Consider the following 23548-nt stretch of genomic DNA (forward strand, 5'->3'; position numbering starts at 1 on the left):
TATGGATATAATCACGCTCGGTGCTCGGATTCGCCTTTTGAGGCAGCAAAAAAGCTGGAATCAGGGAGAAGTAGCTGATCGTCTTCACATGTCTATTCCAGCGTATTCAAAAATTGAGACTGGAATAACTGATATTAACCTTTCCCGTTTGGAACAAATCTCTGCAATCTACCAATTGACCGCGATTCAGTTGCTGACCTTTAATGAACCTGAACAACAAACGCTGGGAGAGACCGATCTCCAAATATTAACTAAAAAACTGCGCGACCGCGAGGCTGAAGTACTTGAACTGCAAAAAAAAGTGATCCTGCTTTACGAAAAGGTGCTGGAAGTGAATTGTTAAAGATATGAAGACTTGCTTATCCTTTTTTAAACCAGTGAAGCAGCGATATCTATCTTCCTTCTAATATTTCAAGCTGCTCCGCTATTTGAATCATAAACTTGTCCGGCAATACGGTGCCATGAATTAGATTCCATCCATTTTCATCCCTTCTAACCAATATTCTCTGCCCTTACTGGTCATAATGTACCAACCCTTATAATTCCTTGTTACCTCCCTGGTATGAATTTTCCCTTGATACCTAATGCGGATAACTGTCATGCAAGCAAAGGTAATGCATGCTAAGATTTTTAGCAAATCAGTCTTTGATAATAAATGAATAGTTAATGACGCGACAACAACAAGCCTCCCGGGAATTCGAAGAAGGCGTTAAAACTATCATGTTTATTAAATCGGCTGAGGAGTATATCAAGAGCACTGGAAAAAATATTGAAGGCTTTTACTATTAATTATGAGCGGAAGAATAGGAATATCAGGAACAGGCGAGATCCTTGAGCCTTTGACCTGGCGCCTATAACGGGCCGGCAACAAACGACAATATTAACGTGGCAATTACTAACCAGGTGCCCGTGATTGATAACTAGGTGTTAGCGGTATAATATTTTTCTATTTGGTAGCCGATGATCTGTAGATCCTCAGTATCCCAGGCGGTTTCGTCAATGTATGACCAAATTGAATCTTCACCCTTGAAAATAGTGCCAGCCTCGGCCCCGTCAAGTACAAGTGAAAAAGCAGTCGGTATTCTACCTTTCTGCTGTACAAAAGGCATTATATAAATACTGGTCGTACCGGTGGTTAGATCAGCTTCTATTTCAAAGGCTTCCATGTACTTAAATATATTATTTTTCCGGGATCGTTTGTTAATTGGTTTTCAACACGGCATTGTCGAGACAAGTTACATTCCTCTAATTTCGGCTTAACAAATAAGTGTAGGTTCACTTCGGGGGAGTGTAATATAGAGTGCCAGAATTATCGGCAAGTTTCTTATCGTTAAAAGTTTTCGATTCTAAGTCAAGATTACATTAACATTTCGCCAAAGTATTACCTGAAAACTTAAAGCCACATAACCTGCCACTATTACTGCCCATTTACCACTTAAATGCTCATTTGCCATGATATTAAGTTTACTATTAATTTACGATTTTAACAAGTAATTTTACTCTGCGGTAATCTTAAATTTTAATTCGGGCTGGATGAAAGGGATAAGTTTAATAGTAAGATAACGGCAAGACGTCGGTTTTTAGTAAGATCGCCAAAACTGCAAAAATCTGGAAGTTCACTGGTTTAAATCATAGTCCATCATTCCATCATTTCAATCAACGTTCAGACAATTTAACCGTTCCCTCAATAATTACTACCGTTCACCCTTTTTATCTGCTTAGTAATTTTAATTAAAGGTTTAATTGCTTAGTTTCAAACGCTTTAGATTATTTCGCGTTTGGTGAACCCTTATTTATTTCAAAGATTCAGTCATGACCTGGATTCCCGTTTCAGAGACAAAGCCTCCAGATCTTGAGAAGATATTGATTTTCGACGAGGTAAATGAGTATGTTATCTGTTACTTCTATGAAGCAGGCGGATTCTTCATAGGCTGCGTGGACGGTGCCCGGATTAATAACCCCCGTTTTTGGAAAGTTTTGCCTCCACTGCCAATGAAAAGCGCACAAACTATCATCGAACTACAGAATGCAGGCCAGGTAATCGGCGATATTGTTGAGAAGGTTTAGAGATTACCCGACCTATTACAACCAAATAGTATGAAAACAAAAAATGTTATACCGCTCGTCGTCTTCATCATGTTTTTTGTCTTGCTGGTCACGATTAATAGGGCCACTGCACAGTTTGCGTTAAAGGCCACTGAAATCGGAATCGCAAAAACTAAAAAAACACTAGAATGATCGTTAAAAACTTCTTCTCGTTGCTTTTCTATTTTTCAGCATAAACTCTTTCTCAAACGCGAAGACTTGTTGCTCGGCAACCTGCTCGCCAAGCGGAACCTGCAACGCTTGTTCCAGCTGTAAACATTGTAAGAACTGCACCTCCGGTGGATCATGCAGCGTATGTTCCTCTCCAGGAAAGAAAACGGTTAAAACAACCCCCGCTAAATCAGGTCAATGTGCCGCTAAAACTAAAAAGGGGCCACGATGCTCCAGGAATGCGAGTAATGGAAGCTTTTGCTGGCAGCATGCCAAGTAATTAGCTGCAGAAGCTTCTTGAAGGGATTCAAAAATCAAGAAAATATCAAGCTTCTAACGTTCCGAAGTCTTGCGATTTTCCAGAAGATACTTATCAATAATATACTTAGTCAGTGGTTTCAATTGCCGATCTTCATTTACCGGATGAAATCCGTCTGAGGTAAAAAATTCTAACCTGTTATCTATTTTCGAGTACCAGACATGTCCCAAAGAGTTGGGGGTAATGGTGTCAGTGCGAGCAATCTTTTTGAAACTCTTCACTTTTATAGCGTCCAAGGCAAGAATAGGAGTGGCCTCAATCTGTTCATTACAAGAAATGGGTTTATATTCTTCACCCGTCCAGTACATGCATTCCTGAGGGGCTAAAAAGCTGGTTAGCACCGGGTAGGTCCGGGCTCCTGTGAGGGCCAGAATAATCAATAAAATAAGCGACCCTTTCTTCTTCGATATCAATAGTTTTCTCCCTTGCGAGGATACTCCGGTGGTGCCTCCTTTTCCTGGAGAGATTAAAGTGACTGTTTCTTCCGCCGAAGGTTTCTTTTCCGTTTCCTCAAATAACTTTTCTTTACCAGTCGCTGCCCCGGCAGATATCACCTCTTCCTCCGGTTTTTTAAATATTAAATGGTACGGCCTCGGTTGAAAATCAATCAGCCAGGCCAGTAATTCAATGTTTTTCTCGTCGGTGCGAATCTCATTATTTGACAGCAATTTGTTCAGGGGCCTGAACTTGTCTATATCAATCTTTCGTATAGCCTGCTCATATTCTGCTGCACTTTCCCTGGCGCCAAAAAATAATCGGAGGGTCTTTTCATCTTTTGCCAGGTAGCGAGCACTTAGTACCGCCAGGCATTCATTCCGAAGTTTCGCTGGGGTAGGCAGGGTAAGGTTCAGAGAAAGTTCGTTGCGTTCCTTCTTTTTCCGGTAATCTTCTAAAACCTGAGCTCTATAATCAGCAAACATTTTTCAAATATATTAAGGTAAATCTAAAGGAATTTCCGGAATCACATACCCCTTTCCGGAATTCGACCGGAATCATCGGAAATGCCGGAATCAATTGCTGTAAAGGACTTTATGCGCTTATACATTTGTCTTCGTAATCAGTTACGGCCTTGTTTGCAAGCAGGGTTGACGTACGAACTAATTACAAAAGAGTAAAGAAAGCGGCGGCTCATATCAGGTTTGGGAAGCAGATAAAAGGCTTCCGCAATCAATGCTCACAATCCCAAAAAAAGGTAAGAAGCGCTTCTTACACGCATTGCAGTATGCCCCGGGGGAAATTTCCCCGGGCACCTGCTCAATACTCACCTTTTAAATTTTTTGGAAATGTTAGAACTATTGATTGCCATTCTATTGGGCCTTGCAAACCCTGCCTATACAAATACAACAAGTAGCGACGGTACAGTCGTAACCAGCTCGACTGAAACAGACCCTGTAGATGACACCGGTGGTGACACCGGACACATTCCACCAAAGCCACCTAAACCTTAGGGAGCTCCCCAGTAAGGCAAGAACAACTTGCCTTACTTTTTTCTGCTATATCTCGTATCGCGTGATTAACACTCCGCTGTATAGTGTCAGATAATCTCTTTTTTCTATTTTTAGAAAAAAACAGGATTTGCAAAGGCTACTATTTCTCTTCTCAGGTTTGATTTTCATCTTTTGCTCCTGTCAAAAGAACGATTCTCCAATTGTCGTTGAAGGGAAGGATTATCAAAAAGGTGAATCTTTTCTACACAGCCTAAATGATTCCGCCTTTTACTATTTCAATAAGGTTGTTGCCAATTCGAAAGACAGTCTGGAAGTGGCGATGGCCTACAACAATATGGCCGTTATCCAGTCGGATGCCGGTGACTATTTCGGCAGCCAGGAAAGCTTGCTCACATCTCTGGATTTCTTAAATGAAACTAAGGAAGACCACAGGTGGTGTCTTGCCTCCAACTATAATGTATTGGGAATTACCAGTTTAAACCTGTTGAACTATGATAAGGCAATTACTTATTTCAATCAGGCCATCAAATTTTCTGACGATAAGGGATTTCAGCTTACTATACTCAACAACAAAGCACTCGTTTACCAGAAGAAAAAGAACTACCCGGAAGCATTGAAACTGTACCAGGAAATTCTTGCAGAGGTAGGGAAGGAGCCATTATCGTACGCAAGGGTATTGACCAATACGGCAAAAACAAGGTGGCTTCAGAATCCGTATTACAACGCCGCACCCGAGCTCTTGAAAGCCCTGCAGATCCGGAAAAAAGAAAACGATCTCTGGGGACAAAATTCAAGCTACTTCCATCTCTCTGATTATTATACCCAATCACGCACCGATTCAGCGCTGCTCTATGCCAAAAGCATGTATGAGGTTGCCAAAGAACTCAAAAGCCCTGGAGATCAACTTGAAGCCCTGCAGAAACTGATCAGCCTGAGTCCGCCCCAGTCTGTAAAGCGTTACTTTACTGTGTACCACCACTTGAGCGATAGTGTCCTTAATTCCCGTAATGCCGCCACAAATCAGTTCGCCCTGATCCGCTACGAAGCCGAAAAGCTTGAAGCGAATAACCTCAAACTCCAAAAAGCCAACGCTGAGAAAGAATACCAAGTGATAATTGCCATTGCTTTGCTGGTGGCAGTATGTCTAAGCTTTATCTTCTGGTACCGGAAAAGAAAGCAGCGCCTGCATCTCGAGGCTCAAAATGCAATCAAGGAAAATCAACTCAGAATATCCAAAAAAGTGCACGATGTGGTTGCCAATGGCCTGTATAGAATGATGTCCGAAATTGAGAACGGCGGCGAGGTCAACAAAGATCATCTGTTGGATAAAATTGAGGATATGTATGAGCGGTCGCGTGATCTTTCTTATGAAAAAGCGGAGTTTGCAACCGACGACTTCCAGGAGACCATTGCCCGGCTGGTAAAAACGTTTGCTAATGAAACCACCAAAGTACTGCTGCAGGGAAACAGCAAAGATTTGTGGCAGAACATCGGTGAAAACACCCGGCAGGAAGTTGGCCACATCCTTCAGGAGCTGATGGTCAACATGAAAAAGCATAGCCAGGCAAGCAACGTGCTGGTCAAATTTGGTCAAACTGACAGTCGCATTAACATTAACTACTCAGACGATGGCATTGGCTTCCCCGAAGATATTAAGTATGGCAACGGGCTTACAAATACGGGAAACCGTATTCAAGGTATTGGAGGTACAATTACTTTTGACAGGCACACCGGCCGTGGAATCACAATCACCATTTCCTTTCCGGTGTCCTTAAAGGATCAATCATGTTCAAAAGCGTACTGATAGCAGAAGACCACGAAAGCACCAGCATCTCCCTGCGGAAAACTCTCGATGACCTGGGCATTAAACATACCTATGTCTATTACTGCGATGATGCGTTGAGCCGGGTAAAGAAAGCATTGCGAGATGGAGATCCCTATGACCTATTGATCACTGATCTTTCTTTCGAGGAGGATGATCGCGCACAGAAACTTGACGGCGGTGAGGCGCTCGTGGCCGCAGTCCGCCAGGTTCAGGCCGATCTGAAGATCCTGGTGTTTTCTGCTGAACACCGACCGGCCGTTATTGAAGCATTATTCCGCGACCATAACATTAATGGCTATGTTCGTAAAGCACGACGCGACGCCCTGGAACTTAAAGAGGCTGTAGAAACCTTGTTCATGGGCAACCGCCACTTGCCCGGAAATTTTCGCAAAGCGATCAAGCTTAAGAATACCCATGAGTTCACCGACTTCGATGTCACAATCATTAGCCTCCTATCCCAAGGGAAGCTTCAGAAAGATATTCCGAATTATCTCCAACAAAACCAGATCCGTCCATCTGGCCTGAGCAGCATCGAAAAACGTCTTAGCCTGATGAAAGAAGCACTCGGCTTTTCAAAGAATGAGCAGCTCGTTGCCTATTGTAAGGACATGGGTATAATTTAGTTCGGCTGACTGCTAAAGTAGAAATGGCATTACAACACAGCCATTAGGCAATCCGATAAATTCCTTCCTCAAATTGATCATCTACGGTTTCCCGTAAAGAAAGCATTTTTTCATAGAATACATTTGGATTGCCCCCTGACAGCTGAATGTGCAGGCGGGTTTATTCATTAATTACCTAAACCAATCAAATTTTATTGACATGAAAAAAACATTACTAATCGCTGCTGCGATATTTATGACCGCAAGCACAACATTCGCAAAGGATGTTGTTTACTTGAAAGGTGGTAGTAAAATTAAAGGTAACATCACTCAAATAACAGATGGCCAATTAACCCTGGCTATGAAACGTACTAGCATTGTACTTACTGGCAACCAGGTAGCCTGGATAAAGCCAGATGCTGAAAACGAAATTCTTATAAACGCTTTGAGAGCTTCAGATCCGGCGAAATATGAGCAAGGCAGACTCGATGCCTCTAAATATCATCAAAGAGCATTTGGTAATGCCGCGCTAGGTTTCCTCTTTGGTCCATTCGGATTCCTCGGTGTTGCCGTTGGTGGTGCTAAAGCTCCGGACATAATGAATGTGAAAGACGATGCTCTTATGAAAAACGAAGATTACCGCGAAGGATATAAGAGAAAAGCTAAAGGTAAGAATATTGGTAATGCCGCCCTCGGCTGGGGTTCCTGGGTTGTACTGGCAGTTTTAGCAGCATCATTATAGCCTCCCTATCTAGAAACCTTTTTTAAGCGTATAAATCAAAAGCCCCGGTGAAAAACCGGGGCTTTTTTATCCAAAAAAGTAACCAGGGTTACACAGGGTTTTCATTAAAGGTTTTCGGAAAAAAATTGCCCGTTACGGTTTCCCGTAAAATGGGCTGGTTGTACCTTCTTAGCTTTGATTATCAATTCCAGACAAATGAAGAAGTATTACGTAAACCATCAAGCGCAACCTAATGGGGATCATGAAGTTCACGATGAATCATGTCACTATTTACCAACCGTTCAGAATCGATTTTACATGGGCGAATTTCCCTCCTGTGCCGGGGCAGTTCTAAGGGCGAAAAATCACTTTGATCAGGTTAACGGATGTAAATTCTGTTCGCCAGCCTGTCATACAAGTTAACGAGCAAATGAAAAATTGTTAGAAAAGCTAATATAAGGAGTAGAACTAAGATATAAATCATGGAAAAAATTCAAGCTATTAAACCTGGGCCAAAGCCGAAAAAAGACAACGGAGAAGATGATAAAAGGAGAAGAGTTACGCCTGAAACCAAGCCTAAACATCCTTCTCTAAAACCTCACAAGCATAAGCCGAAAGACTAAAATTGTCAATGGAAAAATCTCATTTATTGCCATTATTGACTTCAGTAGAAAAATCGTTTAATTTCTCATTCGCTTTTTTAACAAATAATTTACCGTTCACACATTAAAACCTACCGTTCACCCTTTTTTTTCCGAAACTAAAATTTGATTATATATCTTAATTCGAAATTTATCCACCCCGTTTATATAAATCTCTATCCTTAAAAATTTTCAAATGGAACAATTCAATGAACTGGAACAAGAAGTTCTTCATAACAACAAGGATATCTTTGCAAGAATAATTAAGGAACTAGAAGGGGCGGACTTTGAGATTGTAATCGCAAGCGCTTGGTTTACGGATGATCAGCTGTTTGACTTGATTTTAAGGCGAGCTCAGCAAAATGTAAATGTTCAACTAATTATAGCTGATAACCAGGAGAACGAAAGACTTGATTTCAAACTATTAGAAGAATCCGGGGCAACGGTTATTAAAGTCAAAAACGTTGGCTACGGGATGATGCATCAGAAATTTTGCGTTATCGATAAACGAATTGCCCTCCATGGTTCATATAACTGGTCGTTGAATGCCCGTAAAAATAATCATGAGAGTATAATCGTTACCAACCATAAACCAACCGTTGATTCATTACTAAAGAACTTCTTCGATATTAAAGATCGAGCGTTGAATGGTGCACCGGTTGGTGATACAACCAATGTTTCCGCACCAGCACTGACTGATTCAGAGTTAGAAAAAGTTCCGGAGTCAGATTATAAGTCAGAATTCACCAAACTTTTAGATTCGATGATTGCGGCTGAAGTCAGCAACTTTGACCGCCCATTTTTGAGGAAGCAGGGATTCGACCGGTCGAAGTCAAACAATGGCGATCATCAGATTCTATATAAAGGACTTGATACTGTCTATTCCGTTTTTATAAATGATATAAATGTCGTAGAAGACAAAAAGAAGCGCTTAATTTCTAAAATTGGCGAAGAAAAAGTGAAGAGTATCGATTCGCTTAAGAATACTAGTGAGCTTCAGGTTACTCGAATAGAAATTGATTCCGCAACTAATCAAAAAAACTTAGAAACAAAGCATACTAATTCAAAAGCGAAGGTTCAAATATTGGAAAATGATATCAAGTCAATTGAAGTAAACTCCGTTCCATTCATAATCGAGCAGAACGAAATTCTTGATCGGGAGATAAAGGATGCACAAGTTCAATTTGTAAAACCGGCATTCAAGTGGTTTGAATTTATTCCAGCATTAATCGGCTCAATCACTTTGCTCTCTTACTTAATACTTTTTTATTCCTCCGCAATTTATATTTCCCTTTATAGTGTCTTGGATGCTACTACTGCTCAGAAGAATGGTGCTGAAGATCACATTACCCCTGAAGTCTTCGATCCAAAGGCTATTGAGAATGCCATTGACAAAGGCGGTGTTGCGATTTTTTTCATCCTCTTATTTGTCTCAGTGCCTATAATTTTCGCAATATTAGGAAAGTTTATAGACAGGAAGTGGCTTGCAAATTTGATGAGTTTTGGGTTCGGGATCATCCTGGTCGATGGATTTATAGCTTACAAGGTAACCAGTTCAATATATGACGCAAAATACGCAATCGGGGATCAGACAAAACCATGGGAGTGGACTATGGTCTTCGAGGAAAGCAACTTTTACCTGGTCTTCATCATGGGCGCATTCGGGTTACTACTATTTAAGTTTGTTTTCGATAAACTGATTTCAATTTTCGAGGAACGCAATCCGGATATCGCGGCGATCAAGAATAAGCTAATTATTAAGCACAAAGTAGACGAAATAGCTCTGAATAGGACTCGCATTGCTGATCTAAAGCTGGAGATCTCTAATATTGAAAGTGAAATAATTCAGACTAAGGCGGATATCTTGCTTCTTGAATCTGAAATTGCTTTAATACCTATCAAGCTACAAAACGATCTAGAGAAGAAAAAAACAGAGTTAATACTAAAGGTTCAAACTTTGGAGCGCATTAGTGAAATTTATATTAGCCACGTTGAAAATGACAATCTCCCAATCTCAATTGATTCGCTAAAAGACAGGATCAATATTTTCCTGGAAGGTTGGATGGACTACCTGCACGACCATTACTCTCGCCCAATTGCAATTGAAATGACACGGTTAGCAAACGAGATTTCAACATTGTGGCAAGAGGAGAAACTCAAACTAGACCGAGTTGATAAACGTGTTAAGCTATAATTTTCTGATGATTCGACCATACCTCTTATTACAACTAGTATTTCTCCTTTACTCAGTTGACCTACAAGCCCAAAGCAAACGTGATATTGTACATTTCAACATAACAATTGCACCAGATCTTTCTAATAGGATCAATTCTAAACTTTATAAAAGACCGTTGAATGATTTTGATATCGTCTCAATAATAGGAGGTGAATTATATCCAAACATTCTACGATACCGGCGGTCTGAAAATCAAAAGGATAAATTCGGAGTCGATTTTATAAATAAAGGTTTGATCAGCGAGTACAAAGTGCGAACGGACTACCTGAAAATTGATTTTGAACGTTTTAAATTTCAGAAGGACCGGATAGGTTATATTCTTGCGAGACCTGGTCATAAAACCACTTTGAAAACAGACCTGGCCCGACTCAACGGTGAACTAATAAAAATTAATGATGTCGCCTCCCGAGCAAATTTCGGTGCAGATATTTGGACCTATTTCAACGAGGGAATTAATAATACTGTCGTCCTGCCTCCGCAACCAGCGAAGAAATTTAATAATATTTCATACACTAATAAATACCGTAACGTGCTTGTCCTCCTGACTGATGGTTATATAGAGGCTGGTATTTATAACAAAGGGTATGACTTGAGCAAGAATACTGTTGATCGGTTTCGGGCTGCGTTCCTTAAATCTGGAGAGAGCGATTTAAAAAAGTTTTTTGATAAGCACAAAGGGTTCAGGATAAAGCCGGTTGACAACCCAAGACTGGCTAATTTGGAGGTTCTTGTGTTGGAAATGTTTGATCGATCAAAGGGGAAGGGTGGTGAGGCAACTGTCCATCCTACAGATATGGAGATATTGAGATTATATTGGACCGAGTGGCTTCGAACATCCAAGGTGAAGAGATTTCAAATCAATCCTTATTTCAATTCTAAGGATGAAGCTTTGAAAGGCTTTAATAGCTTTCTAGGAATTTAATCGCTAATTGTATTTTCAATTGGTTGATGTGATGGTAAAATCTCTTACAGGGAACTGAGAATTTCTTGAAGCTTTATCTACGGCCATCAGAAGGAGTTTTAGTTGTCTGCTAGCTATAGAAATGCCATTTTTTCGGTAACAACGAATAGATAGTAAGCAAAACCAATAAACAACAATCATATGAAAAAGCTATTTACATTAATTATTTTCTTCGCCTTCCTCAGCTCAAGCTGTTCAAAAAGTGATACGGCGGAAGTTGATGGTGGTACTACTCGAACTTGTGGTAAATACAAGTCTGGTCAACAATTGTATACCGGGCCCGAGGGTGGCTGCTACTATCTCAATTCAAACGGCAATAAAACATATGTTGAGCGGTCGGCCTGTAATTGTTAGGTCGTAGGGACGGAAGAAAGCAAAACTGATTTGTGATTACCTTCCGATCTACTATAAGTGCTACTTAATATATATGAATCATCATTACTTTAAATATGATCACTAAACTGAAAAGCATCTTAGGTATCAGTTCAAATTACGATAAGCTTGTTGCTGATATAAAAGAGAGTAACTGTGAAAACTGGAAGGGAAAATTCGACAATTTTATTGAGGCTAACCCCAAACCCATTTCAGATAAGAAACTTTCTAAGATGGGTCTTTACATCTACGATGCAATTTTTACTAAGGTAATTTCTGATCTGAAAATTACGAGTGCAGAAAAACGATCGTTGAATGAAATAGTCGATTATTTTGGACTTTCAAGCAATGACGTTAATGCAATCAAGAGTAATTATTCAAAAGATGCGGTCAAAAAGCTCTCCTTAGAAAAATATATCGACAGCGACTTGAGTGATGACGAGAGGATTGAGATTGAATTATTCGCCAGTGAATTAAATATAACACAGGCGGAGGTTGAGAAGATAAATAATTTAGTAGCAAAGAATATCTATAAAGAGGCTGTCCAAAAAGCAATATCTGATAATGCAGTCACCTTAGATGAACAAAGTACACTAGAGCAACTTGCAGATAAACTTAAATTAAATATTGATGAGTTAGGATTAGATAGAACTACGGAAGAAACATATAATTACCTTGTTCTTTTAAATGCCTTAGATAACGGATATCTGCCAACTAGCTCAACTTCTGCAATTGTTCTTCAAAAAAATGAAGTCACCCATTGGGAGGTGCCTGCTAGTCTACTAACTTCGAAAGTTGTGACTACCGGCTATACAGGTGGAAGTCGAGGGGTTAGTATTAGGGTGATGAAGGGTATGTCATATAGAGTAGGATCAAGCAGAAGTACCCCTATCAAAGAACAAGTGTCCATTAAGCATCCAGGTGTCTTAGTTATTACTAGCAAGAGAGTTGTATTTAGTTCCCGAACTAAATCTTTTTCAATACCTTTTACCCAGCTAATTTCTTTTGAACCTTATTCAGACGGCTTAGGTTTGCAAAAAGGGAATAGTTCCTATTTGCTTAGCCTCGCCAATAACAGAACATCCGAGATTGCCTTTAAAATGCTTACCAATTCTATAAACAATTCATATTGACTGCTATGCTCTAATGCTTGACGCAACGCAAATAGCGGGAATCCTTGATGGTTGCACACCCATATGAAAGAATTAGAACTTAAAGAAGCATTCGGCTCCATTTTATCCCAGGGAAAGTTCAGTGCACACATCTGCGCAATTGCAGACTTGATCCATACCGATGAAATGGATACAACAGGACTGGAACGCATACTCCGAGAATTTAAGATAAACGGAGTGGGATCAATCAAGCTGGAGATCTTGGACCTCCTCCTATTGTATGTTTCCCTGGTTTTGAAGGACTTCAATATTTCCGATGCGGAACAAAAGAATATGGCTTTGCTTAAGAGATTTTTCAAGATCAAAGAAGGAGACTTCATTCAGTACCGGAGAAAAGAGATAAAAGAGATCATCATGCAGCAACTGGAAAGTATGTATGCTGATGGAATTGTAGATCCGGCGGAAGCGCTTAATAAAGCGAATCTTCAAGGCTTATTTGACCTGAGTTATGACCAATTCCTGCAGTTTACAGAAGAGGGTATTAGACAAGCTTTAAAACTGGGTGCTGATATAACCAATCTTGACACGGTGAAATTCCCTAAAGGCTAATGAAAACAGCTTTCTCTGCCCAAATCATAGCCATCATAAAATCATGCCAATCACAGTTCAGACAATTTCCCGTTCCCTAAATAATTGCTACCGTTCACTCGTTTTAAACTAATAGATTTTAATTATAGGTTTAATTGATTAGTTTCAAAGGCTATATAACTTTTCCCGCGTTTTAATCTTTGGAAGGAGACAGAGGCTAAAAATTGGTGATACCATTAAATTAAGCTTTAATGCTAAAACTTTTATGAGATCAGAATTATACTACGAGATACCCCTAAAGAAAAGATTTATTACGTTATCAAAGTTATTACTGCCATTTGCGGTTACTTGTTGATGTGTAGCCTGGTTAAACTCATGTTTACAACTGGAAATATAGCTGGCTTTTTACCTATGCTTTTTTACGTAGTGTTGATCCTGCTTTATCTGTTTTTCCGGTGGGAATACTTACCGGCTATCTAAAAGGAAATGCGTTGTGAGCAAGTTTAACAAACTACTTATCTCATAAAACAACTTACCGAGAATGACATATCAAAAATTAATATTCCTTTTTTAATGACTTTGACCTATACTTCATATGCTCAAAGCGACACTATTCCTGGAGAGAAAGAATATCTTAAACACTACGACTGTCAATACCGACCTGGCAACATTTTGATTGTTCAGAAGAGAGGCAAGGCTATAACTAATTATTTGCCAGGTAAACCAACGAATGCTGGCTTCGTAATCAGAATGGAGGCTATCTACGACCTTGAGTTTGCCGACAATAAGCGTTATAAATCAGGGATTATCAAATCGATAACTAATGACAGTATCACTATTACCTCGACCTTCAACGAAAGGTGTGCAGAATATGAAGGACGAAAATTTGAGCTAATAACATACCCTATTAACGCAATCAAAATCGCTCGTTTCATAAATGACCGTTCGTTAGGGTTATTCCAAAAAAAGAAGATTGAAGGGGAATACGACCTCATTGTAAAAGCTGTAGATAAAGCTAAATTTTGTCCAGCGGTGTTGACATTCCCGAAACGGAATAAGGAAATCAAAGTTTGTCATTACTATTTGACGAGCCAAGGTTATGACATCTTGTTTGAGACAAACGGATATTTAGATTACATGCAATATCCTCTCGAATGGAAATAGAAGAAAACCTGCGTGCAACACCACCTTTGCAAAAATGGCGGGTGACGCGATTCTCGAACTTTTTTTTACATTTAACTAAGTTTTGCGTAGAGCGACAGGATAGCGCTCTCTATCCGCGATCTTCGCAAAGCCCTAACCGTTACCTGCAATTCCTTCATGCTATATACTCCTGATTATTAAACAGAATGAGAGATTAGATAAAGCTATAACTGCCTACTATAAATCATAGCCAATCATCCAATCATTTCAATCAAAGTTCAGACAATTTTACCGTTCCCTTAATAATTCCTACCGTTCACCCTTTTTATAACTTTGATAATACCGATAGTTCTATCTTGGGCAATTACTCTGGATTATTTTCCGGTTCCCATATTTTGTGTGTGTTGGTTTGATATTGTGTTGTTATCGTCAAAAATTTAATTGTTTGTGATAAATTACGCCGTTTAGCTGAAAAAGGAAATTAAACCTATATTATATAATGACTATGAATGAACTTTATACATTGAAGGAAAAGCTCGAAACTAAAGATTTCATTCAAGGTTTTTTAAAAGTCTTAGCCACATTATCTATAGTGATAGGTGTGATTATAACCTACTACTTTATAGTTGATTCTCCTCCGATTGATGATTACACCACAGATAAAATAATCAACTTCACATCAGATAGCACTAATCAAGTCGCTAACGAATATAATAATCCAATAAAGGACTATTATTCGGTCAAAGGAACCTTTGGTGATTATGTTGGAGGAGTTGTAGGGACATTTTTTTCTCTAGCAGGTTTCTTTTTATTATATCTCACTTTTACCAGCCAAAAACATTCATTCGAAAGACAACAAATAGAAAACAGATTTTTTGAGCTTATAAAACTACATCGTGATAATGTTTCTGAAATTTCATATAAAGCACCTTACTTGAATGAAGATGAGGAGAAGGGTAGGCGTGTTTTCAAGACAATCTATTATCAAATACAATTGTCTATCACGTTAGTAGATTTTTTTATTAGAGCAGTTGGCCGAAAGGAAACAATGGTTTATGATGAATCAACATTGTCGGATATATATCTTAATAAAAATATAACCGAACGAGGTGTAGATATTATAGAACTCGCAAAAATTGATATCGCTTATGTATTGGTGTTTATTGGTGTTTCGAGTGAAAGTGAAACGGCGCTTAGGCGGCAGCTATCAAAATTTTATAACGATGGGCTTATAAATTCAATTATATCATTTTATAAAATATTGCCTGCTGTAGGTTCTAATTTCTTTGATGGCTTTAATGATATATTAAAAAGCGAAAAACTCTTATTACCTCTAATAACCGAATTGACAAAAAACCATGAGTTAAGCACAATTTGTAAAAGAATGGAAACTGCATTTCCACAATGTGCAAATTATAAACATTTGGATAAGATAATAGAAAATTTAGGCGACTTTACTAAATATTTTGGAGGGCATCAGTCTAAATTAGGTCACTACTTTCGCCACTATTATCAAACTGTAACTTATATAGATAAGCAGGTATTATCATACGATGATAAATACCAATACATAAAAACTCTAAGAGCTCAATTTTCAACGTATGAGCAATATATATTTTTTTATAACAGCTTATCTTTTATGGGTAGAGTGTGGGAATATAATTACCAAAAAGGAAATAATGATGTTAATAAGCATTTAATTACCAAATATAATTTGATTAAAAATATCGACGATATTTTCTTGTTTGACTCTTTTAATATCACCAGATACTATCCAAACGTATATTTTGAATTTGAAAACGAACCAACGGGAAGAGAGAAACTTAAAGAACAATATTATTAAGCTATAACAATAGCCACACTTCCAATATTTCCGAGCTACGAACTTATACTCTCCTTTGCGGCTTAGCCGGCAGATTGTCAATAATAATGGTAAATGAACACAAGTGTTAATTTTTGGCTATCAGATTACTTCCACCTGCATATTCCGCTCTATAGTTTACCACTGTTCCGCTGCATAGTTTACCACCCATTCCGCTACAAAGTTTACCATTGTTCCGGGGGAAACCTTACCAGGTATTCCGCTTCAAACCTTACCAGGTTTTCCGGGGTAAAGTTTACCAATTAACTTCTTTAGCAATGACTCAATCACCCAGGGACTTAAGATCCGGGAACTTGCTGCTTGGATCTTGCTTCATTTATAGAAATGAGTTATAAAGCAGGTTCGTTCGTTGACCGTCTGTGCAGTGAATTACCCTTTCTCAAACAGTTACATAATGAGGTATCTGAAATGAACGACCTCGATGAGCCGCTTTCACTTCATCTAATTCGCAAAGAGCTGTTACCTAAAAACGAAAAGGCTATCGTAACGCTGACCAAGAGTCGGAACTAGCTGTCGCAGTGAACAATGACAACGATGCATAATTTTGTATAAGAGAAACAATTCCGTTCCTAAAGCAGAAACCGCGGCTTGTTTGAAGAATTACAAAGATAAAGTGCTTAAAACTCAAATCCGAATAAAGTTCCTTTTGGCCCTTGGTCGTCTAACTTCAAGACAATCTCATTTTCAGGAAAGAAAATGAGCTGATCATGTCCATCAATTGGTAGATCTGATTTGATAACAGATAAAATATATTGTAGGTCAAATTTCGCAGTAAGGTCCCTAACAAGCGAGAGCAAACGGTGTTTGACACCGGGATCTTGCTGTGAAAGAACATCATCATGGTAAACAAACCGATAGTAAGACTGATCGCTATAGCTAGTTAGTACGGCAAGGTCGAAGGCAACGCACAAGAGCTTTTTATAAGTGTTACCTTCATCTTTTGCGGTTGCCCGTTGGTCACCCGCCTTTTCGTGAACTTTTGGCGTTGGAAAATCAACGTTGTCATTAGTGTTGATATTCCACGAGATGCGCGCATCCTCATCCATAATCCGCTTATAATAATTGGCGAATTTTGCCCGAATGTCGGAGTATCGCTTGTTATTTTGCGTATTTTGGTACAATACCTTCAACTGATCGACTGTTTCCTGTATTTCTTCCAACAAATCCTGACTTTCTTTTTCTTTTGCAATGATTGTGTCAATATGTTTAATTTTTTCCTTAAGGGTAAAGAGCCTTGTCTCAATTTTGACCAAATCTTTTTGGTATTGCTTGAAACGCCGGAAAGTATCAGTATCCTGAATAAAGCTGAGCAACGACTCTTTCCTCGAATTTTCTTCTTGCAACCTGACGTTAACCGAGTCGAGTTCTGCTTTCTTTTTCTTGATAGTGTCGCTAATTAATTTGTTTCTTTCTATGGTCAATTTTTGGTTGAAATCCATTAATGAATCATAATCATTTTTGAGTTGATCCGGAAAATAGATTACTGCCTCCTTAAATACTTTTTCAACTTTTCCGAGATTAAATGCAAATTTATTGGAGATGGATAGCTCCAGGCGGCTGATCTCGTAATTGAGCGTGTAAGAAATGGTGTTGAATTCACTGATCGCAGTTTCAATTTCTTCGATACCCTTTTCCATCAGCTCTTTATCCTGGAGATAAAAGTTAAATTTGTCAATCCTTCCTTCAATATCGGCAGCGTTCGTCTCGATCAATTGCATCTGAGCGACCAGGTCGTCACGGTCTTCCACCTTAATAGCGTATTCGGCTTTCAGAGTTTCTATGAATTTGGCAATTTCTTCACGCTGTTCATCATTCCCATATTTTTTGGCCAGTAAATGACCCTCGAAACCCAACAGGTCAAAAATAAACGGCTTCCAGTAGGCATGTTTGCCATTAGAAAATTTATTTAGCTGATAAACATCTTTATAATCATCTGGAGGTGTTCGCAGGCTATAATTGAGCGCTTTCCGGTAATCATATTCTTTTTTATAAAAGAACTCGAAGTTTAGGAGGTCAGCAACAATGTTTTTTGCCTTTTCGAACGGCACTTCTTCATAGTCCCATTCATCCAGTTCTAGAAAAGCTACTGATCGCTGTAGATTGACCGCCAGGCTGATCTTTGAATTGTTATTGACTGGCCGCCTGATGGTTAAAAAACGGCCGTCGTTTAATTGGATCTCTAGGTAAAATATAAAGGATTGAAAGATCGAGTTCCCTTGCTCATCCTTAATTTTAAATAAGAAATTTCTTTTCTGGTCAACTGTTTTCAACAACAAAAAATCGATAAGCTCGGCTAGTTTAGTCTTGCCCAGATCATGGGAATTTTTATGATCATCTAGTTCGGTCCGGACGTCAGCATAGATGACACTCAATCCGCTCAGGTTGAATGTGATATTTTTAAAGGATTCATGATTACTATATAATTTACTAAGCTTCATTATATGTAAATGTGTCTGTAGCTTCCTTGTAGTTTATTTTTCCTAGGAGGTATAAAAAATTGAGTGCATAGGGATAATTTTCACGGGCCCTTTCACCCATTCCCTTTACTACTTTTTCTAAAAGTTGATCATAGCTCACGCTATATTGCGCCTTAAACTGTCGCAGTAAGAACGCGCTAATATTAATCACCGAAAAATCTGGATTAGTATGACGATCGGGCTTGATCATGCTTTGATTCCAATTAAACACTCCATGTAAATGTAATGCAAAAATGTCAATACGTGCCTTTTTCCACCTTTCAAATCTACACTCCCGTCGCAAACACGCTGGTAGATAAAGACAAAAATTTCCTCAAAATTTGCGAAATTATCCCGTTGCAGCGTGATAATCTGATTCAATTCGGCAGCGATGTCAAAATAATAGTCCTTAAGTTCATTGTTCTGGTCGGAGTCCAGAAAATGCTGGATTTTATCAAACTCCATGAGTGAACCCGCTAATATGACATTTTCATAATAATCCTGTCCTAACTTATTCTTCTTGTTTTTCTCGTCCTTCTCCAAATGTTCGAAATCGTAACGAACCTGCTCAACCTTTTTTGAAAGGTCGTCCTCGATCTTACTCAGTTGTGATTTAAAGGACAAAATGATTTCTTTTATTTCTTCATCAGAAAAATCAAAGGGGATATGATGTTTGTCAAGCCCAAACTGCTTGATGAGCTCCCGGTTGTTATTGATATAAATATTGTTCAAGACCTCTTTGCCAATAATGGCTACATTCTTTAAACCAGTTTCTTTTTGTATATATTTTAATAACGCTTCCCCAGAAACACCCGAATATTTGCGGTTGGTAAAAAGGATGTAATTGTCCACATCACCTTGCGCCTTCAGTTTCTTGATTTTCGGGACTTCAGTTTTTTCTATCAGCCTTTCAAAATCGCTATCTGCACAGGAAGCAATGGGACTGAGCGCATGTTTCGCCTGGATAATAAACTTGCCATTCCAGGGTGCTGCTGCAGAAGGATAACTGGAGGCAGTTCCGGTAAACTTCCCATCGCGTCCGCCATCTTTGCCCGGTGCAAAAGAAACTGTGCCAACCCCGAGCTGACGTACACAGATCGCGATGGCAAGTTCTTCAAAACTGGCTTCATCAAGAAGCTCTAGTCTATAATCCATGTACTTGATTTTCGCCAAATATATCAAGAAAGTTAATAGTTATCATCGAAACTGTGCCTTCTTCATTCACCTTTAATGAGTCCAAGCGATTGCGCGCACAAATCATTAATTATCAACAATCTAAAAAGAGTGTTGATAAGAATATTAGCAATGAAATACTAATATTCTTAGATTTGATTAAATATATTATATCATGGCAAAAAATGAACAAACGTCGCCTAAGATGGCGAAAGTAGCGTCTAAGGTTTTAGCGAATCCTAATTCTTCCAAAGTTTCAAAATCTTTAGCAGGTGCATTGTTAACTCAGGCACCAAACAAAAAGAAGTAGGTTATCTAAACTTTGAGGTTTTATGAAAAATTTTTGACTGCCCCATTTGAAAAAGTGGGGCTTTTTTTATTTAGTTATTTCGAAAGGGCCTCGTTTCGAAACAGGATTGCCTTTAGAACAAATGACATCTGTCCAATATTGGGTACCTATGTCATCTTCGTAAAAAGCTTTGAACGTAAACAGAATTGCGTGTTCATTGACTTTGCTAGCATCAAAATAGCCACCGATTGGCCAGTTTTTAATAAGATCAAATTTCTCATGATTTGGATCAAACAAAGCAGACTGGAAAACAAGATTTTCAGAAACAAAATCAAGCTTGAATTGAAAGTTTCTGGCATTATTATTAAAGGTTTCAATTCTTAAACAGTTTTCTTCAATTCGAAAATCTATGTTAGGCTTTATCTCGCGTATAAATCTCCGTTGCTCGATTTTGGTAATTTCCTGCTGTTCCTTGAAAGTCCGGTTTTGTAGAGTAAAAGTTCGAACTACTAATATAACAGTTGCAATTGAAAGCAGTAATTGAAGGAGTGAAATTAAGGCTTCAAATGTTGTTGGAGTTAGGAAAGAAAGTATTAGTGCATGCATATCCGAAATTAGATGTTTCCCCGGTTCTTTGAGGTTTACTTTCCGTGACGACAATAAACTCTTTTCATCCTCATTTACTTCTACTAGTCATTACCATTCCTCTTCCGGCCTTAACTTTAAATCTTTACACACAAAGTCAATAATTTCAGAATAATTAACGTCCAGGGCCAAGGCTATCAGATAAACTTCCTCAACGGTGGGCCTAGCTTTAAGGTCTATGTGTAGTTTACTCATCCTGTCTTTAGCTATACCTGTTCGCCTTGCTAGTTTTGCTTGGCTTAAAGGTTTTCTTGATAAATACAGTCCAAGATTTGTTAAGGTCTCTTTCAAACAAGTAGTAGTTATACTTAAAAGTACTCCGGTAGAAAAAAGATTGAGAATTGGCTTGCATATGAATGTTATTTCTCTATATTTGTTGATAAATACACTACAAAATACAAAAATATAATAAAACAGACATATAAAAATATAAGCGCCTAATGGTGTAATTGGATTTTTCAAAGAGTCTTGTCAACGAAAACTAGCACTTTTAACGACGCAAGGCAATAGGAGAAGAACCCAGTTCCGTAATTGTGTATATTTACGCGATTTCGGGGACGGGTTCCTATTGAATACTGCGTCTCGGTTCTAGTGCTAGTACCTCGTTGTCAGTTGAAGATAGGGGCTCGCCCCGTTATTGTTTTCTGCCAAGACTCGTATAACCATACGAGCAATGAATAAGCAAAACTCAGTTGTTTTTAAACCTGCTTTCCTTTCTCCAAATGGAAAGATCAATCTGCAAAGCTGGGATGGATCAATTCTCCTTTCTAGTCAACCTGACTTTTCATTTACGTCAACAGCTTCGTATAAATACAATTGGAGATTTAACCTTTATAAAATACAGTTTTCTTTAATTAAGTGGCCCCCAATATGACCCTTTGGCCGTTGGTGGCAGGGTTCCGGTTTAGTTGATTGATTATTTCCCTGCCTGCCTTCGGCCTTTCTTAACTCTTAGGTGCTTGCCTAAAAGATCTTACTAACCAATTTCTAACCAAACCAACCAAAAAATGAAAGCAAAAAATAGCTTAAGGGGCATGTTATGGCCTTTGATAAGCGCAATATTCAAACTCAAATACCGGCTTTTTAGTAGCAGGAAGCCACAAAAGATTAACAGGAATCCTTTCAATATGGATTTCCAAAAAGTAGCCGCCGATAGTAAACGCATCGCCGAAAAGATGCAGGCCACGCAACTGCTGGCAGAGGAAAGTAAGCTTCAAAATAAATCACCATCAGACAGTGCTCACGGAGTGCAAAACAATAATGATCCGGAAAACGGCCGGGTGCTCGGTGGCTGGCGGGAAGATGAGGATGATCGCTTTGCTGTAGGCGACTATGTATTTACCTCGTACCGGCAGAATCCCTACTGTGATCAGCATCCGGAAGTGATGAAGGCAATTATGAAAGCCCTCTTCCTGGCCGATCATGATGCCGCACAGTTGGAGCAATATGAGCTGGAGAATGGGAGAGTGCAGCAACTTGCTATTCAGAAACCAGGGATGACCTTAAAACAGGCTCTTTACCGCGGTTTAAGAGCTGGGCTGGTGCTGATCCTCATTATGGGCGGACAATCAAGCAGCGTGAAAGCGCAGACGGAGATTAAGGCACTTAAGATAGGGGATAAGGTGCCGGATATTAGCATTGAGAACATCATTAATTATACGTCTACGTCAGCGAAGATCTCTGATTTTAAGGGGAAGCTGCTGATCCTGGATTTTTGGGCAAGCTGGTGCGGGGCATGTTTGAACACCTTTCCTTTGACGGATAGTTTGCAAAAACAGTTTACAGGTAAAGTTCAGTTCTTTCCTGTCACCTACCAAACCGAACAGGAGATACGGCCATTTATGCAAAAAATGGAGCAGAACAGAGGGATAAAGTTCTTCACTTCAGTTGGCAATAAACACCTTAGAAAGTTCTTCCCTCATCATACTTTTCCCCATTACGTGTGGATCGGCTGGGATGGTATTATAAAAGCGATTACAGGCTCTGAAGCCCTAAATGCTTCAAACATTTTAACAGCACTTGGTACGGAAAGTCTTTACTTAAGGGAGAAGAAGGATCTAGTTATTCCATACGACGAGACAGAACCTTTGTTCTCCAATAAAAATGGCGGTGATGGGAGTGGGGTTTTGTACCGTTCATTAATGAGTTCATATGTTGAAGGACTGGGCTCGGGCACCAATTCCAACGTAAATAAGACCGGAGACACCTTCCGGTTTACTGCGCGCAACCAACCGGTTATCAATCTCTTTAAGTTAGCCTATAGCGATAAAGGACTAATTCCATTTAACCGCATCCTGGTTGATGTTGCAGATTCAACCTTAGTCAATTCCAGGAAATCAGGACCGGAATACCTTGACTGGTTAAAAGATAGGGGATACTGCTATGAACTAACCATTCCTGTCAAGTTGCAGGATCAGGCTTATGAGATCATGCAACAGGATCTGAAAAGGATTTTTCCGCAATATTCAGCCGGAATGGAAACGCGGAATACCCGCTGCCTGGTCCTTGTCAGAACCTCGGCAATAGATAAGCTAAAAAGCAAGGGCGCCGAATCCCGGACTGAATTCAGCCCATTTGGCTGTACACTTCAGAATTTTCCTATTCAGCGTCTGATCGATCAGCTGAATATTAATTATATGCAGGGGTCGCCGATGCCTGTGGTCGATCAAACCGGGTACAAGAACTGGGTTGACCTGGTTATTGAGGCACGTCTCGGCTCGGTCACCGATCTTAACAGAGAGCTCCAAAAATATGATCTGCAGCTTGTTGAGAAAATACTGCCGGTGGATAAACTGGTAATCCGGGATCAGCTGCCTGCTAAAGTCACCCAAATCCAAAAGTAAGAGAAAAAATATAGCTGGCTTTACTTCAGCAAACCC

24 protein-coding genes are annotated in these 23548 nt (G+C 39.3%); 17 read left to right on the forward strand and 7 right to left on the reverse strand.

The window, feature by feature from the left end; genetic code table 11:
* Position 1: 1 nt before the first annotated feature.
* Together AC1MCB_RS20565 and AC1MCB_RS20570 are read left to right on the forward strand one after the other, a co-directional pair.
* Complete coding sequence (locus tag AC1MCB_RS20565) at positions 2-343, forward strand: helix-turn-helix domain-containing protein (protein WP_479966605.1); 342 nt, start codon at positions 2-4, stop codon at positions 341-343.
* A 323-nt stretch (positions 344-666) separates the two neighbouring features.
* Entirely contained in the window at positions 667-789 is a 123-nt protein-coding gene (locus AC1MCB_RS20570) for a hypothetical protein (protein WP_479966606.1), read from the forward strand.
* 131 nt (positions 790-920) lie between these two features.
* Here AC1MCB_RS20570 and AC1MCB_RS20575 read toward each other — a convergent pair whose 3' ends face one another.
* Complete coding sequence (locus AC1MCB_RS20575; protein WP_479966607.1) at positions 921-1166, reverse strand: hypothetical protein; 246 nt, start codon at positions 1164-1166, stop codon at positions 921-923.
* A gap of 646 nt (positions 1167-1812) precedes the next feature.
* On the opposite strand from AC1MCB_RS20575, the gene AC1MCB_RS20580 reads away from it, so the two are divergent.
* Positions 1813-2067: a hypothetical protein gene (locus tag AC1MCB_RS20580; RefSeq protein ID WP_479966608.1), complete on the forward strand. Its 255-nt coding sequence runs from the start codon at positions 1813-1815 to the stop codon at positions 2065-2067.
* A 522-nt stretch (positions 2068-2589) separates the two neighbouring features.
* Here the strand turns inward: AC1MCB_RS20580 and AC1MCB_RS20585 are convergent.
* A complete protein-coding gene (locus AC1MCB_RS20585; protein ID WP_479966609.1) occupies positions 2590-3495 on the reverse strand; it encodes a hypothetical protein in 906 nt (301 codons plus the stop codon).
* Between the two features lie 363 nt (positions 3496-3858).
* On the opposite strand from AC1MCB_RS20585, the gene AC1MCB_RS20590 reads away from it, so the two are divergent.
* From AC1MCB_RS20590 to AC1MCB_RS20645, 12 genes are all read left to right on the forward strand, one after another.
* Complete coding sequence (locus AC1MCB_RS20590; protein ID WP_479966610.1) at positions 3859-4023, forward strand: hypothetical protein; 165 nt, start codon at positions 3859-3861, stop codon at positions 4021-4023.
* 127 nt (positions 4024-4150) lie between these two features.
* The gene (locus AC1MCB_RS20595) at positions 4151-5827 is read left to right on the forward strand and encodes a tetratricopeptide repeat-containing sensor histidine kinase (RefSeq protein WP_479966611.1); all 1677 of its coding nucleotides are present in this window, start codon (positions 4151-4153) and stop codon (positions 5825-5827) included.
* Positions 5809-6471 carry a response regulator gene (locus AC1MCB_RS20600; RefSeq protein ID WP_479966612.1) on the forward strand — a complete coding sequence of 221 codons (663 nt, stop codon included), beginning with the start codon at positions 5809-5811 and terminating at the stop codon, positions 6469-6471. Before AC1MCB_RS20595 ends, AC1MCB_RS20600 begins: the two co-directional genes overlap by 19 nt.
* Positions 6472-6670: 199 nt before the next feature.
* Positions 6671-7192, forward strand: coding sequence for a hypothetical protein (locus AC1MCB_RS20605; RefSeq protein ID WP_479966613.1), 522 nt, complete (start codon positions 6671-6673; stop codon positions 7190-7192).
* Positions 7193-7653: 461 nt separating this feature from the next.
* Entirely contained in the window at positions 7654-7794 is a 141-nt protein-coding gene (locus tag AC1MCB_RS20610; RefSeq protein WP_479966614.1) for a hypothetical protein, read from the forward strand.
* 214 nt (positions 7795-8008) lie between these two features.
* Positions 8009-10006: a phospholipase D-like domain-containing protein gene (locus tag AC1MCB_RS20615; protein ID WP_479966615.1), complete on the forward strand. Its 1998-nt coding sequence runs from the start codon at positions 8009-8011 to the stop codon at positions 10004-10006.
* Positions 10007-10163: 157 nt separating this feature from the next.
* Complete coding sequence (locus tag AC1MCB_RS20620) at positions 10164-10970, forward strand: hypothetical protein (RefSeq protein ID WP_479966616.1); 807 nt, start codon at positions 10164-10166, stop codon at positions 10968-10970.
* Between the two features lie 488 nt (positions 10971-11458).
* The gene (locus tag AC1MCB_RS20625; protein WP_479966617.1) at positions 11459-12514 is read left to right on the forward strand and encodes a hypothetical protein; all 1056 of its coding nucleotides are present in this window, start codon (positions 11459-11461) and stop codon (positions 12512-12514) included.
* Between the two features lie 63 nt (positions 12515-12577).
* Positions 12578-13102, forward strand: a complete 525-nt coding sequence (locus tag AC1MCB_RS20630; RefSeq protein WP_479966618.1) for a hypothetical protein — start codon at positions 12578-12580, stop codon at positions 13100-13102.
* A gap of 552 nt (positions 13103-13654) precedes the next feature.
* Positions 13655-14245, forward strand: coding sequence for a hypothetical protein (locus tag AC1MCB_RS20635; protein ID WP_479966619.1), 591 nt, complete (start codon positions 13655-13657; stop codon positions 14243-14245).
* Positions 14246-14729: 484 nt separating this feature from the next.
* A complete protein-coding gene (locus tag AC1MCB_RS20640) occupies positions 14730-16067 on the forward strand; it encodes a putative phage abortive infection protein (protein ID WP_479966620.1) in 1338 nt (445 codons plus the stop codon).
* Between the two features lie 363 nt (positions 16068-16430).
* A complete protein-coding gene (locus AC1MCB_RS20645) occupies positions 16431-16616 on the forward strand; it encodes a hypothetical protein (protein WP_479966621.1) in 186 nt (61 codons plus the stop codon).
* A gap of 107 nt (positions 16617-16723) precedes the next feature.
* Here AC1MCB_RS20645 and AC1MCB_RS20650 read toward each other — a convergent pair whose 3' ends face one another.
* From AC1MCB_RS20650 to AC1MCB_RS20660, 3 genes are read right to left on the reverse strand one after another with little or no spacing between them, the layout of a single operon-like run.
* On the reverse strand, positions 16724-18544 hold the full coding sequence (locus tag AC1MCB_RS20650; protein WP_479966622.1) for a DUF2326 domain-containing protein: 1821 nt from the start codon (positions 18542-18544) through the stop codon (positions 16724-16726).
* Positions 18534-18773, reverse strand: coding sequence for an ABC-three component system middle component 8 (locus tag AC1MCB_RS20655; RefSeq protein WP_479966623.1), 240 nt, complete (start codon positions 18771-18773; stop codon positions 18534-18536). The genes AC1MCB_RS20650 and AC1MCB_RS20655 overlap by 11 nt, the downstream gene beginning before the upstream one ends.
* Entirely contained in the window at positions 18770-19717 is a 948-nt protein-coding gene (locus AC1MCB_RS20660) for an ABC-three component system protein (protein WP_479966624.1), read from the reverse strand. The genes AC1MCB_RS20655 and AC1MCB_RS20660 overlap by 4 nt, the downstream gene beginning before the upstream one ends.
* Before the next feature lie 193 nt (positions 19718-19910).
* On the opposite strand from AC1MCB_RS20660, the gene AC1MCB_RS20665 reads away from it, so the two are divergent.
* The gene (locus AC1MCB_RS20665) at positions 19911-20045 is read left to right on the forward strand and encodes a hypothetical protein (protein WP_479966625.1); all 135 of its coding nucleotides are present in this window, start codon (positions 19911-19913) and stop codon (positions 20043-20045) included.
* A 66-nt stretch (positions 20046-20111) separates the two neighbouring features.
* On the opposite strand, the gene AC1MCB_RS20670 is transcribed toward AC1MCB_RS20665, so the two are convergent.
* A complete protein-coding gene (locus AC1MCB_RS20670; protein ID WP_479966626.1) occupies positions 20112-20630 on the reverse strand; it encodes a hypothetical protein in 519 nt (172 codons plus the stop codon).
* A 90-nt stretch (positions 20631-20720) separates the two neighbouring features.
* Entirely contained in the window at positions 20721-20960 is a 240-nt protein-coding gene (locus AC1MCB_RS20675; protein WP_479966627.1) for a helix-turn-helix domain-containing protein, read from the reverse strand.
* A gap of 716 nt (positions 20961-21676) precedes the next feature.
* Between AC1MCB_RS20675 and AC1MCB_RS20680 the strand changes: the two genes are divergently transcribed.
* The gene (locus AC1MCB_RS20680; protein ID WP_479966628.1) at positions 21677-23512 is read left to right on the forward strand and encodes a TlpA family protein disulfide reductase; all 1836 of its coding nucleotides are present in this window, start codon (positions 21677-21679) and stop codon (positions 23510-23512) included.
* The last annotated feature ends 36 nt before the right edge of the window (positions 23513-23548 follow it).

This window comes from Daejeonella sp. AP26, assembly GCF_056680515.1.

Bases quoted from the DNA above. Each gene is read 5' to 3' on its own strand.
- AC1MCB_RS20565 (WP_479966605.1), top strand. From the start codon at position 2: ATGGATATAATCACGCTCGGTGCTCGGATTCGCCTTTTGAGGCAGCAA.
- AC1MCB_RS20570 (WP_479966606.1), top strand. From the start codon at position 667: ATGACGCGACAACAACAAGCCTCCCGGGAATTCGAAGAAGGCGTTAAA.
- AC1MCB_RS20575 (WP_479966607.1), bottom strand. From the start codon at position 1,166: ATGGAAGCCTTTGAAATAGAAGCTGATCTAACCACCGGTACGACCAGT.
- AC1MCB_RS20580 (WP_479966608.1), top strand. From the start codon at position 1,813: ATGACCTGGATTCCCGTTTCAGAGACAAAGCCTCCAGATCTTGAGAAG.
- AC1MCB_RS20585 (WP_479966609.1), bottom strand. From the start codon at position 3,495: ATGTTTGCTGATTATAGAGCTCAGGTTTTAGAAGATTACCGGAAAAAG.
- AC1MCB_RS20590 (WP_479966610.1), top strand. From the start codon at position 3,859: ATGTTAGAACTATTGATTGCCATTCTATTGGGCCTTGCAAACCCTGCC.
- AC1MCB_RS20600 (WP_479966612.1), top strand. From the start codon at position 5,809: ATGTTCAAAAGCGTACTGATAGCAGAAGACCACGAAAGCACCAGCATC.
- AC1MCB_RS20605 (WP_479966613.1), top strand. From the start codon at position 6,671: ATGAAAAAAACATTACTAATCGCTGCTGCGATATTTATGACCGCAAGC.
- AC1MCB_RS20610 (WP_479966614.1), top strand. From the start codon at position 7,654: ATGGAAAAAATTCAAGCTATTAAACCTGGGCCAAAGCCGAAAAAAGAC.
- AC1MCB_RS20615 (WP_479966615.1), top strand. From the start codon at position 8,009: ATGGAACAATTCAATGAACTGGAACAAGAAGTTCTTCATAACAACAAG.
- AC1MCB_RS20625 (WP_479966617.1), top strand. From the start codon at position 11,459: ATGATCACTAAACTGAAAAGCATCTTAGGTATCAGTTCAAATTACGAT.
- AC1MCB_RS20630 (WP_479966618.1), top strand. From the start codon at position 12,578: ATGAAAGAATTAGAACTTAAAGAAGCATTCGGCTCCATTTTATCCCAG.
- AC1MCB_RS20635 (WP_479966619.1), top strand. From the start codon at position 13,655: ATGACTTTGACCTATACTTCATATGCTCAAAGCGACACTATTCCTGGA.
- AC1MCB_RS20640 (WP_479966620.1), top strand. From the start codon at position 14,730: ATGAATGAACTTTATACATTGAAGGAAAAGCTCGAAACTAAAGATTTC.
- AC1MCB_RS20645 (WP_479966621.1), top strand. From the start codon at position 16,431: ATGAGTTATAAAGCAGGTTCGTTCGTTGACCGTCTGTGCAGTGAATTA.
- AC1MCB_RS20650 (WP_479966622.1), bottom strand. From the start codon at position 18,544: ATGAAGCTTAGTAAATTATATAGTAATCATGAATCCTTTAAAAATATC.
- AC1MCB_RS20655 (WP_479966623.1), bottom strand. From the start codon at position 18,773: ATGATCAAGCCCGATCGTCATACTAATCCAGATTTTTCGGTGATTAAT.
- AC1MCB_RS20660 (WP_479966624.1), bottom strand. From the start codon at position 19,717: ATGGATTATAGACTAGAGCTTCTTGATGAAGCCAGTTTTGAAGAACTT.
- AC1MCB_RS20665 (WP_479966625.1), top strand. From the start codon at position 19,911: ATGGCAAAAAATGAACAAACGTCGCCTAAGATGGCGAAAGTAGCGTCT.
- AC1MCB_RS20670 (WP_479966626.1), bottom strand. From the start codon at position 20,630: ATGCATGCACTAATACTTTCTTTCCTAACTCCAACAACATTTGAAGCC.
- AC1MCB_RS20680 (WP_479966628.1), top strand. From the start codon at position 21,677: ATGAAAGCAAAAAATAGCTTAAGGGGCATGTTATGGCCTTTGATAAGC.